The sequence below is a fragment of the Paenibacillus ehimensis NBRC 15659 genome (genome assembly GCF_004000785.1).
Classification (GTDB): Bacteria; Bacillota; Bacilli; order Paenibacillales; family NBRC-103111; genus Paenibacillus_G; species Paenibacillus_G ehimensis.
The window spans coordinates 1-15,441 of record NZ_BILX01000111.1; the positions used below are offsets into that span (position 1 = coordinate 1).

At 48.1% G+C, this 15,441-nt stretch carries 22 protein-coding genes; 2 read left to right on the top strand and 20 right to left on the bottom strand.

Translation table 11 applies throughout. The features are described from left to right. Positions 1 to 37: 37 nt before the first annotated feature. The 10 genes from PEH01S_RS32075 to PEH01S_RS32120 all read right to left on the bottom strand — a co-directional run bounded on the left by PEH01S_RS32075 (position 38) and on the right by PEH01S_RS32120 (position 6,188). On the bottom strand, positions 38 to 511 hold the full coding sequence (locus tag PEH01S_RS32075) for a hypothetical protein (protein ID WP_127490212.1): 474 nt from the start codon (positions 509 to 511) through the stop codon (positions 38 to 40). After that, the gene (locus PEH01S_RS32080; RefSeq protein WP_127490213.1) at positions 508 to 702 is read right to left on the bottom strand and encodes a hypothetical protein; all 195 of its coding nucleotides are present in this window, start codon (positions 700 to 702) and stop codon (positions 508 to 510) included. The genes PEH01S_RS32075 and PEH01S_RS32080 overlap by 4 nt, the downstream gene beginning before the upstream one ends. Before the next feature lie 188 nt (positions 703 to 890). Next, the gene (locus tag PEH01S_RS32085; protein WP_127490214.1) at positions 891 to 1,247 is read right to left on the bottom strand and encodes a hypothetical protein; all 357 of its coding nucleotides are present in this window, start codon (positions 1,245 to 1,247) and stop codon (positions 891 to 893) included. Beyond that, positions 1,244 to 1,816: a hypothetical protein gene (locus PEH01S_RS32090; RefSeq protein ID WP_127490215.1), complete on the bottom strand. Its 573-nt coding sequence runs from the start codon at positions 1,814 to 1,816 to the stop codon at positions 1,244 to 1,246. Before PEH01S_RS32090 ends, PEH01S_RS32085 begins: the two co-directional genes overlap by 4 nt. A 78-nt stretch (positions 1,817 to 1,894) precedes the next feature. After that, complete coding sequence (locus PEH01S_RS32095; protein WP_127490216.1) at positions 1,895 to 2,209, bottom strand: hypothetical protein; 315 nt, start codon at positions 2,207 to 2,209, stop codon at positions 1,895 to 1,897. Between the two features lie 943 nt (positions 2,210 to 3,152). Beyond that, complete coding sequence (locus PEH01S_RS32100) at positions 3,153 to 3,716, bottom strand: MerR family transcriptional regulator (RefSeq protein WP_127490231.1); 564 nt, start codon at positions 3,714 to 3,716, stop codon at positions 3,153 to 3,155. Next, on the bottom strand, positions 3,709 to 4,113 hold the full coding sequence (locus tag PEH01S_RS32105) for a hypothetical protein (protein WP_127490217.1): 405 nt from the start codon (positions 4,111 to 4,113) through the stop codon (positions 3,709 to 3,711). The genes PEH01S_RS32100 and PEH01S_RS32105 overlap by 8 nt, the downstream gene beginning before the upstream one ends. A 696-nt stretch (positions 4,114 to 4,809) precedes the next feature. Continuing rightward, positions 4,810 to 5,157: a hypothetical protein gene (locus tag PEH01S_RS32110; protein ID WP_127490218.1), complete on the bottom strand. Its 348-nt coding sequence runs from the start codon at positions 5,155 to 5,157 to the stop codon at positions 4,810 to 4,812. Next, on the bottom strand, positions 5,154 to 5,828 hold the full coding sequence (locus PEH01S_RS32115; RefSeq protein WP_127490219.1) for a zonular occludens toxin domain-containing protein: 675 nt from the start codon (positions 5,826 to 5,828) through the stop codon (positions 5,154 to 5,156). The genes PEH01S_RS32110 and PEH01S_RS32115 overlap by 4 nt, the downstream gene beginning before the upstream one ends. Then, on the bottom strand, positions 5,829 to 6,188 hold the full coding sequence (locus PEH01S_RS32120) for a hypothetical protein (protein ID WP_127490220.1): 360 nt from the start codon (positions 6,186 to 6,188) through the stop codon (positions 5,829 to 5,831). A 263-nt stretch (positions 6,189 to 6,451) separates the two neighbouring features. Here PEH01S_RS32120 and PEH01S_RS32125 point away from each other — a divergent pair, with 263 nt between their 5' ends. Next, entirely contained in the window at positions 6,452 to 6,742 is a 291-nt protein-coding gene (locus PEH01S_RS32125) for a hypothetical protein (protein WP_127490221.1), read from the top strand. Between the two features lie 325 nt (positions 6,743 to 7,067). On the opposite strand, the gene PEH01S_RS32130 is transcribed toward PEH01S_RS32125, so the two are convergent. The 10 genes from PEH01S_RS32130 to PEH01S_RS32165 all read right to left on the bottom strand — a co-directional run bounded on the left by PEH01S_RS32130 (position 7,068) and on the right by PEH01S_RS32165 (position 13,519). Then, complete coding sequence (locus PEH01S_RS32130) at positions 7,068 to 7,439, bottom strand: hypothetical protein (RefSeq protein WP_127490222.1); 372 nt, start codon at positions 7,437 to 7,439, stop codon at positions 7,068 to 7,070. Then, a complete protein-coding gene (locus tag PEH01S_RS35955) occupies positions 7,429 to 7,560 on the bottom strand; it encodes a hypothetical protein (RefSeq protein ID WP_281281554.1) in 132 nt (43 codons plus the stop codon). The genes PEH01S_RS32130 and PEH01S_RS35955 overlap by 11 nt, the downstream gene beginning before the upstream one ends. A 3-nt stretch (positions 7,561 to 7,563) precedes the next feature. Continuing rightward, on the bottom strand, positions 7,564 to 7,851 hold the full coding sequence (locus PEH01S_RS32135; RefSeq protein WP_127490223.1) for a hypothetical protein: 288 nt from the start codon (positions 7,849 to 7,851) through the stop codon (positions 7,564 to 7,566). Then, on the bottom strand, positions 7,851 to 8,309 hold the full coding sequence (locus tag PEH01S_RS32140) for a hypothetical protein (protein ID WP_127490224.1): 459 nt from the start codon (positions 8,307 to 8,309) through the stop codon (positions 7,851 to 7,853). Before PEH01S_RS32140 ends, PEH01S_RS32135 begins: the two co-directional genes overlap by 1 nt. Beyond that, positions 8,306 to 8,461, bottom strand: a complete 156-nt coding sequence (locus PEH01S_RS34920; protein ID WP_164828117.1) for a hypothetical protein — start codon at positions 8,459 to 8,461, stop codon at positions 8,306 to 8,308. Before PEH01S_RS34920 ends, PEH01S_RS32140 begins: the two co-directional genes overlap by 4 nt. Next, on the bottom strand, positions 8,448 to 10,544 hold the full coding sequence (locus PEH01S_RS32145) for a fibronectin type III domain-containing protein (RefSeq protein ID WP_127490225.1): 2,097 nt from the start codon (positions 10,542 to 10,544) through the stop codon (positions 8,448 to 8,450). The genes PEH01S_RS34920 and PEH01S_RS32145 overlap by 14 nt, the downstream gene beginning before the upstream one ends. A 14-nt stretch (positions 10,545 to 10,558) precedes the next feature. Next, entirely contained in the window at positions 10,559 to 12,655 is a 2,097-nt protein-coding gene (locus PEH01S_RS32150; protein ID WP_127490226.1) for a hypothetical protein, read from the bottom strand. 95 nt (positions 12,656 to 12,750) lie between these two features. Further along, complete coding sequence (locus tag PEH01S_RS32155; RefSeq protein ID WP_127490227.1) at positions 12,751 to 13,047, bottom strand: hypothetical protein; 297 nt, start codon at positions 13,045 to 13,047, stop codon at positions 12,751 to 12,753. 67 nt (positions 13,048 to 13,114) lie between these two features. Further along, on the bottom strand, positions 13,115 to 13,351 hold the full coding sequence (locus PEH01S_RS32160; protein WP_127490228.1) for a hypothetical protein: 237 nt from the start codon (positions 13,349 to 13,351) through the stop codon (positions 13,115 to 13,117). A gap of 6 nt (positions 13,352 to 13,357) precedes the next feature. Further along, on the bottom strand, positions 13,358 to 13,519 hold the full coding sequence (locus PEH01S_RS32165) for a PTS ascorbate transporter subunit IIC (RefSeq protein ID WP_127490229.1): 162 nt from the start codon (positions 13,517 to 13,519) through the stop codon (positions 13,358 to 13,360). Between the two features lie 1,094 nt (positions 13,520 to 14,613). Here PEH01S_RS32165 and PEH01S_RS32170 point away from each other — a divergent pair. Next, positions 14,614 to 14,835: a helix-turn-helix transcriptional regulator gene (locus tag PEH01S_RS32170; RefSeq protein ID WP_127490230.1), complete on the top strand. Its 222-nt coding sequence runs from the start codon at positions 14,614 to 14,616 to the stop codon at positions 14,833 to 14,835. Positions 14,836 to 15,441: the final 606 nt, after the last annotated feature.

Below are 15,441 nucleotides of genomic sequence, written 5' to 3' on the forward strand. Positions count from 1 at the left end.
TCTGTACAAAATATCATTTTGATACATATGTCCGGGATTACTTCTCTTTCTTCTTCCATTTTTTATAATTGAAGATGAAGTTATTTTTTTCGGTAGCAACTCTAACCTGATGAAGATTAGCCCTGACTGTTCGTGTTCCATCCGCGCCAACCTTGATTTTTAACGACTTGATGCCGGACTCAACCGGGATCAGCAAGTATCCCTGATGAACTTTGTCCATCTCAAAAGCCTGCTCCGTGCCGTCTGGAAATTCAGCAGTAAACACGGCATCCCTGTTTGAGCTGATCACAACGCGATAAATCGAACCGTCAACACTAGGTGTTATGTCTTCCTTCCCGTCGGAAGTTTTTAGGTAGAAGCTGCCGGCCTCTGATGTCTCAACCGAAAAATAGTCCATCACGTCATCGGATTTGTTCCTTACTCCCGGCGGATCGTTCGGGGGTTGGTAAGCATAGGCCGCTGTCGAACCGATCAGAGACAGCCCCAAAACCAAAGACAAAATCTTTTTCAATGTTTTCTTCCTCCCACATTCAATTTTTGATGCTGCCTGACATGATATGATTCGAGTATCATTCGCAAAAGGTACTCTTTGTCATCATCGGTTTGTTGGCCACGAAAATAAACTTCAATATGCAGCCGTGTATCGAAGCCTAAGAAGTAGTCTCGAATATCTTGTTCGCCGCCCAGTTGCAACATAATCAAATGGATTCACCTCCTTTCATGCAACTGGACGTAAACAGAATCGAAGGAGCTGCCGCGGCGATCCGCGCCGAGCCGGTGAAGAAATGTAAACAACAACGAGCTGCTGTCCGGATCTGCTGACGAATTTTTGTTTACAAATTCGCCGCTGCAGCTCGCGCCAGGGCAACGATTTTGTTTACATTACCTGCTTACCAAAGATGTTTAGCCAAAAAGTTAAGCGTCCTTTTATCGATGGAGGGCGAATTTTTGAAATGTTCCAACAAAAATACCAAGGGCGTCGATTCTGACTTAAAGGACAAGCTCTGTCCAAACTCCAAGTATTTTTTCTTTAGATCGGCACCCACATAAATCATTTCTTCCTGCTGATACTGTTTCTCGGCTTCGCGTTTCTGTCGGTCCTCGATCTTCTGGCGCTCCCCCCGCTCATAGTAGGCCACAAGCTTTTCGATCACTTCATAGTTAGTTTTTGCGTAAAATGTTTCTTTAAGCTCCTCAACCTTGGTTTTCAACTCTTCCGGAATTTGAACCATTGCTCTTGAACTCATTTGGAACACTCTCCCATTTTATCATCTTTTTCCATTCTAAGCTTTCCTTGCTGGAGCTTCTTTTTTCCGTCGCAGCCGGTGCAAACGACCGGCTCTGCCGACTTTTTCGGCTGAATCTCTCCCGCGCCGTCGCATACCGGACAAGTCACATAGTCCTGCCCGTCCATATGATCATCGATAGCCGTTGTGATCATTTCCCGAATCAATGCCGCTTGATCCATTTCCAAATGCTCGGCCATCGTGTCAAACATTTCCCAATATTCCGGGGGTAGGCTGATCGTCGTTTTTCTCCGAACGTACCCTTTCCCCTTCCGGCCAGCTCCGGCCCGCATGCCGCCGCGCTTCTTTTTGGGAGGCTCCGGCGGATCCGCCGGAGGTGCATCCTGTTTTCGAAGAACAGCCGAGCGTTCCTCCAGCTCGTTAAATCGGTCTATAACCTCCCAATATCGCTTATCAAATTTGAGGTCAGTCAGATTCACGGCGTCGTACAATTTTTTAGCCAGCTCGTAGAGTTTTAAATATTCACCTGCAAGCTCGGGGAGTACGTACCTAGACTGACACACACTCATGATATCCCGTACCATCCGCCGTTTTTCTTGCCTTTCGTCCAAAAAAATTCTCCTTTCATTTGATTTTTGCCGTCATTTTCATTTGTGCCACGAGTTGTACCGCGCTTCGGCCTCCTCGCGGGTCAGGCCCTTCTTCATGTACGATTGGACGGCCATCTCTTGAGCCTTCCGGCTGATCTTCCGGGGCGCGGTTTCCGTCTGCCATTCCTCGGCCACCGCACGCCGCAGGAAATTCAACGGCGAATGAACAGGCCTTGGCGACCGCCGGAGAATTAAAAGAAGCTCAAGCGTCCGCTCGTAGGGAAGATTCATCAAAAAATCAAGTACTTCGTCGCTCGGATAGGTCAGTGTAGCGATTTGGTAGGCCATTTCGACGGCTTTTTGCTTCTCCATAGGGGAATGCTCCTTCCGTTGGTTGTGTTCGGGCAGGTGCCCGGGCAGGTGCCTAGCTGGTGCTATACTGGATGTTTCACTTTCTTTTTTTTTGATTTTGACTGTCTTAATCATATCATGCGCCCCAACTGTCGTCAATGATTGATTCTGACTGTCACAATCATGTGCATAACTCGATCAACTTTGGCCGCTTGTCCCCAGCCGAGATATGCGGTAGCCGCGCTCCGCGCGCCTTTTGATTGGAACATCCTCCCCCTCGCCCTGCCCCCTGCCTTGTCTGCTCGCAAATTCGTGCTTGACCGGGGCTGGGGGTTGTGATACCAGAGCTGAGAGGCGGAGGGAAGCGAGCAGACAGCCCCCTAACCGGAAGGTTAGGAGGGCTATTTGCGGGTGTTCAACCGTCGCCGGTCGGCTATCGGTCGCTTCGCTTTTTCGCTGTCGTTCAACGTGCCTAGGTCGTGCGTTATCACGTATAGGGGTTTCCTAACTCCGACAGCCAGCCTGACCCTTTCGGATCACACGGACGGGAATATCGGTCGGTGGAGTCACACCGCCGAATCTAGGGGCGCGGGGCGCTGGCACAAAAAGAAGCTGCGTTTTGCGTACAGCTCCTCCCGAATCCCGTTCAGTCGGGTTAATCATCTACCGGTACGTGATCGCTCGACGTGTGCCAACCTAGCTATCTCAAGCCTCGGATTTGTTCGCTTGCGCGCCTTGGGTAGAGGTCGGGACGACAAACCCCACGTGTACCAGCTTGCGGCCAGCATTTTTTTAGTGTCGTTTTGGGTGGCATTGAACGCCCGATATGATGTTGTATTCCGAAAAAAGGCAGCAAAAAAATAAGCCTTCGTCGTTCCAATTTTTTTCAAATTGGCGCGAACGCCTGAAAAATCGCTATTTTATGTATATTGATTCTCGGACGTTGGTCCGGTTGAATCCGCCGTTAGTCTTTCCTCCAGAACAGCCAGCCGCGTTTTTTCTTCGCGGCCGCAGCCTCCTGTTTCGCTTCTTGCAGCGTCCGCAGTGTGCGCATGAGATTTTCGTCATGTGCTTTCAGCGCTTGATCAATATAGTTTTGCTGCTGATCGAGCCGCCGCACCAGTTCTTTTTGAATTTCAATTTGCTGATGTAGCAGTTCCTTCACTTCGGCCAGCTCGATCCGAACGGCGTCCGGCGCTTCTGGAGCATTCCCCGAGAAGATTTCGCCGGTTGCAAGATACGCCTCAATTTGTCTAATTGTATAGCCCTGAACGCGGTGCATTTGCTTGATTTGCCGCATTCGTGCTACTGCTTCTTCCCCGAAAAGCCGGTAACCGGTTTTTTCGTTCTTTTCAATCGGAATATACGGTTCCAGTTCCTTAAGCCAGTTACGGACAACATCGTCCGTTTCGCCCAGTATTACGGCAACTTCCTTGACTTTCAGTTTTTTTTGACTTAGGTTATTACCTTGGTTTTCTGCACCTTGGTTATCACTTTTACCTAGCTTTTTACCTTGGTTTTCATTCATTTTGATCCGCCCCGGCAAGCTCTGTTTCCGTCGCTTCCTTGGCTGCTGCCGTCTTCAATTTCTCGGCATCTACATTCTTTAGTTGATACGCGATTACGCCTATTTCGCCTTCGACGATAGTGATCGGCAGGTCAAGCGTGATTTCGCCTTGAATAAACACCTTGCTGCCCTTCACATGAAGCCCTACTTCCTTGGAATCCGCCTCAAGCTTCCGGTATTGCTTTTCGTTCAGAATGACCGTGTAGGTCACTTGTGAGGCTTTAGGCAAGCCCTTCGGCGCTGCCGGTGATCCGCCGGTGACGATCTCCAGACAAACCCAAGTGACTTTAGCGTCGTCCGGGTTCTTCTTGAACTTGATCGACCGGACCGGATCGGCCACGGTGATTTTTGCCGCCATAATCAAAAAAACCTCCTTTAAACGCCAAAAAGCGCCGATAGCATTACGCTACAGGCGCTAGTCATATACAACCTTTCGTGATATACTTACCCTATCACTGGCTGATCGAGCTTCATAGAGCTGATCATCCAAGGTTGAACTGCTAGTACGAGTAGCGTTCAGCCGTAACCCTCGGGATTGTTCGCTCAATCACGGGGGTTTTTACTTTTTGGTTTGTTTAACCAATTTTACCCCGTGTCTACGAACTCTGTCTATCTTTTTTTTGATATGTTAGTTTCAAGTCCCCTTTTTTCCAGTCTCATGAATCTTCTGGAGCCAACGATAAACCCCCATGACCAAAAAAGCAGAAAACAGAAATACCAGAAACACGAAACTAGAGACAACTATAAGGGCCATAGCCCCCAATGGAACTTCCATAGAATCCAGCATCTATTTCACCCACATTCCGCCTTACTCTAATTGACCAACCATGGATATCACAAAAAGAAAAACTGATACACACACCCAAATGCAGTTCATAATAACAGACATGTTAATTCCCCTTTCGGTTTGTTTACAACGTTCGGGCCGTTCCTGGAGCGATCCGCGCCGAGCCGGTGAAGAAATGTAAACAAAAAAGAGACGTTCCGGATCTGCCGGCATGAATTTTCGTTTACAAAACAAGAGCTGCAGCTCGCTTGGCCAACAAATTTTTGTTTACATTCCGACGGCTGCCGCCTCATCTTCGACGGCATGAAGCATGGCTTCATATCGCTGCAGCTCGTTTTTGTTCAGCACTTCCTTATTCAGCATATAGAACGAACTTCGATGAATCCGGACGGACCAAGACTGCAATTCTTTTTTCCGTTTCCAGTGGATACATTCAGCCGGGACGAGGATTTTTCCGACCATGAAAGCCATGTTTTCAGCGGTTTCGACGTGTTTCCAAAAGAAATATTCCCGGGCCATTTTCGCATACTTCACCAGCGGCATCGATGGGAAATGATAGGCAAGCGCGCTGCGGTCCTTGGCTGTTTTCTCCGGCGCTACAATGCTGTATTTCATGATATGACAGCCTCCTTTGTATTCTTGGGGGTGATGAGCTGCTTCCGGAATCTCGCTTCATCATGAGCCTTTTCCAGCTCGTCCATGAAACGATTGGCTTCCCGTTCCGTCTTCGGCAGCGGAAAGCCACGAATGAAGCTGTGCGAGTCGAACAGGTTCAAAGCGTGTATCTGCTTGAGCTTTGAGGCCGGAAGGAACCGGCTGTGCAGGAAGCGACCATATGCCCCGAATTGATCGTCCTGAAAATCATAGTAGTCGAGCGAGATTCCCCGGTTCCCTACCTTCCGAACCGTGATCAATACCTCCATGATCTCCCTGATCCGGGTATCCAGCCGCCGCACGTTGGGCGTAATGAATATTTGAATGGAGGCCATTTTCCGCACGAAAGTCAGTATATCCGTGGCGACTTGATTCTGATAGGTCATGAAGCGCCTAGAATCAAACGAGCGGTGTGCTTCGTCCCAAACGCAAATGCTTCCTTGAGCATCGGCCACCCGAAACCAGTCCTGCGATTCCTTCATGATGTACGCCCCGTACAGGTCGAAGTTGGCAAATAGCTCCACATGCCCTCCAGCGGCCTCTATTTCGTTTTTAAGCAGCCATGACATGAATGTACCCGTTGTAGACTTACCGGCCCCTAGCGGCCCTTGTACGCCGATTAGATGCGGCATTTATCTCTTCCCTCCCTTGTCCACCTTTTCGGCCATGATAATAGGCTTTGGCGGCTTTGGAATCACCTGTTCCATCGTTTCGAGGAAGACCGAAACCGGCGCGACCGCCTTTTTGTAGACTCCCGTAATTTTTTTGATTAAGTTTTCGTACGGGTTCCCATCAGGATGGAGGCGCTTGTTTTGCCCCAATTCTTCAAGGAACAGCAATGCCTTAATCTGCCGTTGGGAAAGTGGCTGCGCCACCGGTTCCATGAACTCAAGGACTTGCTTCAAACCGGCCACATTCTGCACTTCGGGGAAAAGATGCCCGTTCAGAACGCTTTGTATCTTATCCGCATTTGCGTTTGCGTTTTGGTTCATATGCTTCTCCTTTGTTTACAATTTCTTTGCCCTGGCGTGAGCTGCAGCCGTCAAAACGTAAACAAAAATCAATTCCGGAATCACCTTCAGGTTGTTTTTTTGTTTACATGGTACGACCGGATCGGCGTTGGCCGGTGAAGCAGCTCCTTCAATTCTGTTTACATCTCGTCGCTTCTCCCTATAAAAAGCGTTGACTTTGTCATACTAAAAATGTATGATGATGTCATACAAGAAAGGATAATCAAATTGAGAGGATGATAACCATGTTTAAAAAAATTATCGAGCAAGTCAGAGAGACACAATACACTGGCGAAGTAGACGTTAAAGTCAACATTCCCGGCGAGTTTTGCACCGATGACGAAACTGTCGATGGCGTATATCATCTCGAACTCCGTTTCGACGAAGACGATCAACTCGTCGAATATGCGTCCAGTGTGAGATTCTTCGAACAGCAAGACGGCGAAACTTTTGATCCCGGAATTACGTTTTCCGAGCTACATACTCTCGATCATGGCAGCTTCGAAATCATCGAGATTGAACCATTGGGAAACTAATCCCCCCACTTGCAGGTGTTGCGGAAGCTGCTGAAATACTCGGCTGGGACAAGCGGCGTATCGCGACGTATATCCAACGTGGCAACTTCCCTGAACCTATTCAACGACTTGCAAGTGGGCCGCTTTGGACTAGAAAACAGATTGAAGATTATCGGGACTCTCGTAAATGAGGGTCCTTTTGTTTACAATTTCTTTGCCCTGGCGCGAGCTGCAGCGGCCGAAATGTAAACAAAAAGTCTTTCCGGATTCGCCAGTGCTGCTCGTTTTTGTTTACACTTTCCCACCGGATCGGCACGGATCGCCGCTGCAGCTTCTCCGATTCTGTTTACTTCACGCACAACATGAATCCGAAGATGACAACAACGATCCACGGAATATACTTGGAAAGCTCCGCTTTTGGCTCCGGGAGAATCGGCGGTTCATATTCGGCCAAGTCCCGAAAAATCGTACTCTTCTCCAGCTCGGCCAGACGCTTGCAATTGGCCACGTAATCGACATCAGCAGCCAGCAGGAAAACCCGGCCCCTTTTGCTTATATACGTCCGCACATCCCCGTTTGGAATGGAATATTCCGTCTCCCCTTGTGCAAGCAGCCGTTCGTGATTGATCTCTTTCACCTTGCAAATATCGCTTGTGCCGTCGTCCTTCAAAACGACCAGTGTGTCCCGCACTTCCGGCTGCTGCTGCTTAGTAATCATCACGTTTCGCTCCTTTTTTATTCATTCGTCTAAAAAGCAACATCGAAGGAAAAAACACCGCAGCGACGCCGCCCGCGAAACCGGCACCGATCGCAAAAAAATAACTGAATACGCCCTCCATGAATTACCACCACTTTACCCATGATTTAATCTGTCCGTACATTCTCATGATCGCCTTAACGATTTGCAGCAGCGCGAGGAAGATCACCGCAGCCATGAGGCTACTAAGCACCTGTCCGAGCGGCGCCGGAAGGTAGCCGAAAAAACTAAAATAGTTATTGACGTTAATCCCTTTGCCCGCAACAAGTGAAACGCTGTTCAAGTACTGAATGACCATGTTTAGAAACGTGGCCGGTGGATCAAAAATCGAGTCCAAAAAGTTTTTCAGTGGCGGCGGAATAAGATCAAACATTAGTCATCATCGCCGCCCTTCATGCTGGATAGAATGCGGATCGCCGCAAACGCCGTGCCGAACCATATGATAAACAGCAGGACATAAGCCAAGTTGTCGAGCTGATAGTCCCCCAAGCCGCGGTTCAGGTTTGAAAAAATGCTCGACCACTGGCCGTCACTCCGAACCGTTGGCGTATAGCTGAAACCGGCCAGCGTCATGAACAGGCCTTTGATCATCGAAACAAACAGCTTCCCGATAGCAAGCAGCACTTGCAGCAACAGCAGCACGAGCGCCGCCAGCTTGTACAAAAAGTAGAATATCAGGGCTATAACAATGAGTACCGGATTCAGCAGGAACTTGAGAAAATCGAACAGCTTTTGAAATAGATAGCCGAAAAGATCGGCTATCCAGCCAAAAAGCGTCTTGAACAGGTTTTGAAAGAATGAGCCGATCCAATTCAAAAAATCGGAAATCATAGCCTAACCCTTTTCTTCGCTGAATGAACGATATAGAACAAAAATCCGGTGAATGATTCCGCAACGGCCACCGTCGAAATGATCGCGACGGCAGGCAGCACGTATCCAATGTACGGCGCGGCTAATTCCATCACGAGCCTAGCTTCTGCCATTCTTTTTTCCCCTGCCTTTCCTCTCGAACTGTTTCCATGCGCTGAGCTGCCGCTTGTTTTCTTTCTGAATTTTGCGTTTGATCGCGGCTAGCTCTTTTCTACTGCCGCGGATCGTGTATACTTCCTCCCGTTCCCGCCGTTCCCGGCTGTAAACCTGTCTTCGAATCCGTTCCCTTTCCGCAGCCATTCGGTCCTTTCGCTTTTGTACAAGGTAAAAGAAGAAGTCAATTAGACGAGGCGCAAAAATGATCGTCAGAATCAGCAGGAGGATCCCACCAAAAAGCAGCACATATCCTATTGCCGTTTTCAGAAGGTCCGGCGCATTTAGGTCGGTTTCTTCGAACTCCACTGCATTCTTAGAAAAATAAACAAAGACCGGCGGAGTCTTCGCAGATTCTCGGCCCATTGCATCGATGCTGGAAACTTCGTAGGTGTATCGGTCCCCATCGACAACGGCCTTGTCATCCAAAGAAGGGGTTGTCGTGGATCCAATATTGGATCCGTTTCGATACACGTTATATTTTTGAACCGGCGAGCTCGGCGGCTTCCATGTCAGCGCGACTTTCCCTTCTTTGAAAAGCACCTTTGCCCGCAGGTCCGTTGGTGGACTGACATCGACGGGCTTGATGAACACGGCGGCTGACTTGGCCGATTCCTTCCCCGATGTGTTTAAGGCGGATACTTGAAAACTGTAGGCCGTTTCGTTCGTTAGGCCGTTGACATTATATGATGTGGACGTTACTGGCACGGCATTTAACTTGACGCCGTCTTTCCAAATGAAATAGCCCTGTACGTCGCTTTCCGGGTTTGCGTTCCAGCTTAGGGAAACAGTTTGATTCCCCGGACTCCCCTTTAATCCGGTCGGCACCAATGGAGGATTCGGATTCAAGGGTTTTGCGGATACGATCGCACTTTTAGGCGATTGGATCCCGCTGATATTAACCGCCGTAATCTGAAAATTGTATTCATTGCCGTTTACCAGCTCGGAAACAATCGAAGATGTAGACTCGATAGGTTCAGAGTTCACCTTCGCTCCGTTCCGGTAAATGTAATAGCCTTTTATAGCGTTTCCGGCGTTTGCTTGCCAGCTTAGGGAAACGGTTTGATTCCCCGCCGTGGCCGTTAGTCCGGTGGGCGTGAGCGGATTCGTATCTTGAGAGATAGAAGACTCTGTGGACGGGCCTGACGAAGATTTTGCCCGAACCGTTACTTCGTGCACTGTTTCAGGAGATAGGCCGGTTAGGATATATGGCGATTTTGTAACGTCAGATACGAATTGCCCGTTCAAAAAAATTGAGTACCCAACTGCATATGGATCACTATTCCATGAAACTTTAAAGCTGCTGTCTGTCACGTCACTAACGTTCAGTGTCGGGGGGTCCGGTATCATCGGCCCCGTTACATTGCCTATGACTTCGGTTGTTTTCGGGCTTTCATTGTTCCAAAAATCAACTGCCGATATTTGAAATCGATAGGACTTTTTAGGCGATAAATTAGAAACGGTATAACTTGTGCCTTCGGTCGTTGTTAAATAAACAGAGTCTTTAAAAATTTTGTACCCGGCTATATCGGCTTCCGTGTTCCCGTTCCACTTTAAAGTGACTTGGTATTCCCCATCCGTTGCGGTTAGCCCCGTTGGTGTTTTTGGCGGATTGGAATGGGGCATCGCATACCCATAGATCGTAAAATCTTTTAGAATGCAGCCACCATTATTATTGAGACAATAAAAATATAGCCTTTGAACTTGATACGGACCAACGGAACGTTTCACATTGTCTCCAACAAGTTGAAAGCGTGCAATCTCGTTTCCAGAAGAATTCGAATAAAGCTGCCATTGAAAAGCATTAACAGTATTGACCGAGTTGATTTTATAACCTGTTATGGTGATTGGCCTATCTAACGTTACGTCTCCTCCCCACATATATTGGTAAGTTCTATAGGTTGAGGGGTCGTTATCCGTGACTTCCTTGGGAAGCCTGAAATATCTTGTGATGTCCATTTCGGTATCAGCAGGAGCTGCAAAACTTTGGCTGATACTACCGAACAGAAATAACAAGAATGCCAAAATCATAATCTTTTTCAAACTATCACCTCCTGTCAAGGGATATCCCGTGGGATCGGAATGGTGCCCTGATTGTCTTTCGGCCTCGGTATTGTTCCCGGCGTCTGGTTCGGAACGGGAGACGGTACGGGCGGTGGAGCTGAACTCGTTTTCGGCTTCGGCGTTGTGCCGGTCACATTCTTCGGTGTATCAATTCCGCTGGAATTGTTCCTTTGGTCCTTTGGATATACCGGAACATTCGGCGGATCGTGAGGAACGTTATCTAGCGGCTGCCGGATCATGAACGGCTTCGATTCATCTTTCACGTCGATTACCGGCGCGTCGTTCAGATCGAATTTTTTCGGCTGCTCGTAACCGGCTGGCATCTCGGGCTTTAGGTTGATCGCTTCTGGCACGCTATTGTCGACCGGTGGCAACGGCGTGCTTGTATTTTGCTTGATTTGGTCTACGGTCGGCACGGCCGGGACCGGCCCAAGGTATTTAGACAAGGCATTTACGGTTGCATTTCCGATTTTCCCTGCGACCATATCCCAATCCGGTGGCGGCGGCAGCGCGTTCTTGATCGCGTTCGTGAGCTGCCCCATGTACGTACCCCATTCAGGACATTGCAGCAGCTTCGCAAGGTTCTGACACACGTCACCGCAGCCCGTCCCACCGCCCGGATTCCCTCCGGGGTTACCTCCGGGATTTCCGCCCGGATTTCCCGATCCGTCGCCCACGGTGGCACCGTCCCACGGATCGGATATACTTCCTCCGGCCAACGTTTTTGATGACACAATCAGGTCAGTACTTCCCATATCTCCGCCGGGGCCGGACTTGACGATGGTATACAACCCCGGTTCACTCATCATGAATACCGGATTTGCGCTCCCAAACCTTTGATCCACGGCTATTCCATTCCTATATAACGTCGCCCACGTATCACCGCCGGATGCCGGGTATGGAGCCTGTACCAAATTCAAGTTTCCCGTCGGCTGCAGCTGAGCCGGAAGCTCGTTCACAACAGTAGCATCCTTGAGCGAGCTGCACCGTTTATTTTTTATTTGGGTAGTCGTCAACGGTCCGATACTTCCGCCTTGGCCGTAAAACTTGATATTGTATGTCCCGTTACACGTCATATAGTAAATTCCCGTAACGGCATCGGCACCATATTGCCTCGTAAGGGTTGTTCCATCTGCCCCCACAAAATCGACTTGAAACCCCGAGGGCCTTCCTTGTAAGCAACCGGCATAGTTCAGGATATATTCGTCCCGAGCGCCGAGATAAAAAAAATCGTTCGTACATGGAACCGGTGCGCCGCCGGGGTTCGATCCGCCCGGATTACCCCCGGGGTTCCCTCCCGGATCGCCTCCAGGATTGCCGCCGGGATTTCCTCCCGGATTCCCCCCGGGATCAGTCATGGTATAGCTCTGACAAGTTTTCGAGGATTCCCCATACATGTTCACGGCACTGATACAAAGTTCATGATTTCCCGAAGGCATATTGTTCAGCGTTCCTGAGTTGGACCGGAGGTCCGTATATTTTGAACCGTCCAAGTATGCCCAATAGTGAATCACGTCATTGGACGGAGTAAATTCATAGTTGATAGAACCAGCGCTGCCATTGACGGAGATATTCAAATTTGTTGGCGCATCTGGCGCTTTTGTGCCTCCTCCCGGCGGATTCCCGCCATTGTTTGGAGATGTATCGTTAGGGTAACACCCTTTCTTGAGGTCATACCGAACATGCTGTCCGTCAACATCTGCGTTTACAAAAGGAATGTAAATCCTCAGCCTGCTAGTCAACCCCTTCGGAATATCTACCTTCATCGAAAAACTAGATTGCTTTTCGTCTTTCACATCAACGTATATACCATTCAAATCGTATGTAGCACCATTTCCAAGTATCAAGGTTCTAGAATACTCTTTCACATACCCGGCGCCATCACCAACCGTCCAGTATATGCTTTTTAGCGTACCTTTCGGGATGGAAATGGAAGTCGCACCGCCCTCAGTCTGGAAATAGTATGTTCCCGTACTCTGAGGAGCCACATTCACACAAAAAAATTCATCAATATTTTCATAGGAAGCAGAGGCCGGAACCGCCGGGAGCAGTAGAAACAGGCACAACATGAAAAGAGCAACCTTTTTCATTCGATCACACAACCTTGATAGAAGTGTGGCCCTGACCTCATATAGAAGGCAGGGCCATTTTGAAGTTGTTGCCGTTGCGAATTTCTCTCCTAAAATTAGGATTTGGTGCGACGAGCTTTACCGATGATGTAGAACAGAAAGTCAATGAGACGCGGAGCAAAGATCAGCGCCAGTACAAGCAAAATGAATGGGCCGTATAATTTCACATACGACGTGGACGATGTCGTTAAATCCGTCGTCGTGATACCAAGGTCCGTCCCTGTGAAATCGATCGGTGCGGCCATAGCCGAACCAGCTGTCAAAGCCATTACAGCCAGCGCAGCGCCGGAGACACCAAGGGTTTTCATGCCTAGTTTGCTTCCGGCAAACTTTTGCTTCAACATTTTGAACATGCTTCATACCTCCTGAAATTTGTTTATATTTGAGCCGGTAACCCCGTTAAACGTGGTAACCGGATTCTCAACGCTTCTTGTAATAGTACACTTCATAGTCGTCATCATCGTCGTCGTCATCTTCATCCTTGGCGTTTCTCGCTTTGTTGATCATATCCAAGATGCCGCCGGATACCGCCTCCGAGATGATCAAGGCCACGACGATAAGAATGAGCGGCATCCCGTATTTCAATACGCCTTTGGTGTAATAGGTAAACGTCGCTAACGTTTGATCATCCCAAAAGGCCGGGATTACATCGCCCATGAATACCTATCCCCTTCTCGCTTTGATGACGATCCCGACGATTGCCCCGAGCAGCATGCCCATGACCGCGACGGCCACGACAATCATTACAAAAGGGGAACCCGTCGCCATGAAGTTACGGAAAACGGACCACATGAAATCCCAGTCCCAAACGTCTCCAACGTTCATTGATTATTGCCCTCCCTTTTGTACTTCCAGCTCTCCAAGATCGCCGTCAAAATACTTAACCCTATGAAGTATGTTGAAAGGATGACAAGCACCGTCCGGCTTCCAAAAAACATTATAAAAAACTCTCCGAGCGCTCTTGTCATCTTGCACCCCTCGATTCCTTCAACCCCCGCATGATACGCAACATCATATATGCAAAAAGGTGAATGAAAACTGGAACAACTGAAAGAATGGAATATATGGTTAGGACCGTGCTTTGATCATAAATCATCACTTGCCCCCCCATATCTTTTCAGTGATCCATTTATAGGCACCCTGCCCGAGCTGGAGAGCCAGGAGGATGCATATCATCAGATCCCCCATGTTCATCTCATGGTATACGCGGATCGGCGTACCCGATGAAGTGAGGAAATCAGTGAAACCAATAGGGTCCATTCCAATCATCCCTTCCTGAAAAAATGCAAAAGGGACAGGAGTATCCGAAAATAGATACACCCTGTCCCTCTCGTTTTCGACAGTTTTTACCGTTGAATTGCAACGGAAAATAACATATAGTCAAAAACAGGGAATTCCGGAGGGTTGTCTCTGGATTCCTCAGCCGCTGCCAAGGTGGGTCAGACACCTTGGGGCGGCGTTTTTTATATTTATCGCAGTTTCACAGGCTGGAATTTAAACTGGATTTGTGAATCTACGCAAATATTACACTTATAGAAATATTTCGTCAATATGGGTATAGGTGGAGGATTCTATATATATAGAAAGCTGCACCCTACCCTAAAAATTTTTATTTAAAGCCGGAAAATCAACGATTTCGCAACACCGAACGGGACCGGCCCAAATAGTAAATAAATTTAGTGATTATATCACTTTAGAATACTGCACCCTTACCTGTTTCTTAACTATATAAACTATTAGCATTGTTCTCATTTTATATCGAACATTTGTTCTCGTCAATCCAATTAATCCCTTCCCTGTATGCGGTTTTCAAAGGACGAACACGAAACATGCTTCGTGAAACATCATTCGTGTACTTTGTTTCGTGCTTAGTCTAATATCTTCGTAGTAGGGGTTTTCACGTTCAGGGAGGATTCAGGTTGAAACTGCAAGAGGCTCGACGACAAAAAGGTTATACGCAAGAAGACATGATGAATTTTCTTGACTGCTCCTTGCGCCATTTTCAAAGCATTGAAAAAGGACATAGGTTCCCTTCCGTCGTTCTGGCTCTTGATATTTGTTTCATTCTAGGAATCGATCCCTTCGACGTGGACGAGTGGAAATCAAAACTCCGACGCGAAAAAAAAGACGAGCCTCGATAGCTCGCCTCTAGAAATTTTTTCTTTACACGGATATATATTCCATATAATATGAAATACGTCCGTCGCTCAAAAAGAGCTTCTCGATATAGCGCTATCGGGAAACCGTTCGGAAGTGGTGCGAACACTGCCGAATGGTGTCGGATATTTTGTTTTCCAACCCCTACTATATACCCGATTTCCAGAAGTATGCAAGGGGTGTATATTGACTACTTTTGTCGTATTTAGTCGACAAATATTCATTTTAATCCCTCCTATGGATCAAAGCACGGCACATGTCCGGCGTGCTGATCTCCTCTAATTCATCGTCAATAGATAGATTGGACCAATATCCAGCATCCACATAATCCGCGAAACATGATCTTACATTCTCTTCCGTCGCTTCCTCGTGCCCATAACCGGCTGCATCCAGCGATTGACGGTAAAGGTCTTCCACCAGATTTCAACTCCCATTTTCGGCCATATTCACCCTTGGTAGGCGTTTTTTCTTCCGTGGAACAATTCTTAAAAACAACCTGTTTACGCTCCCTATGTAGAAAGGGACGATCTTGAATTTTCTCCGTTTTTCTCGAAATTGCTACCCATGTTATGTTTTTTGGGGCTTGGACA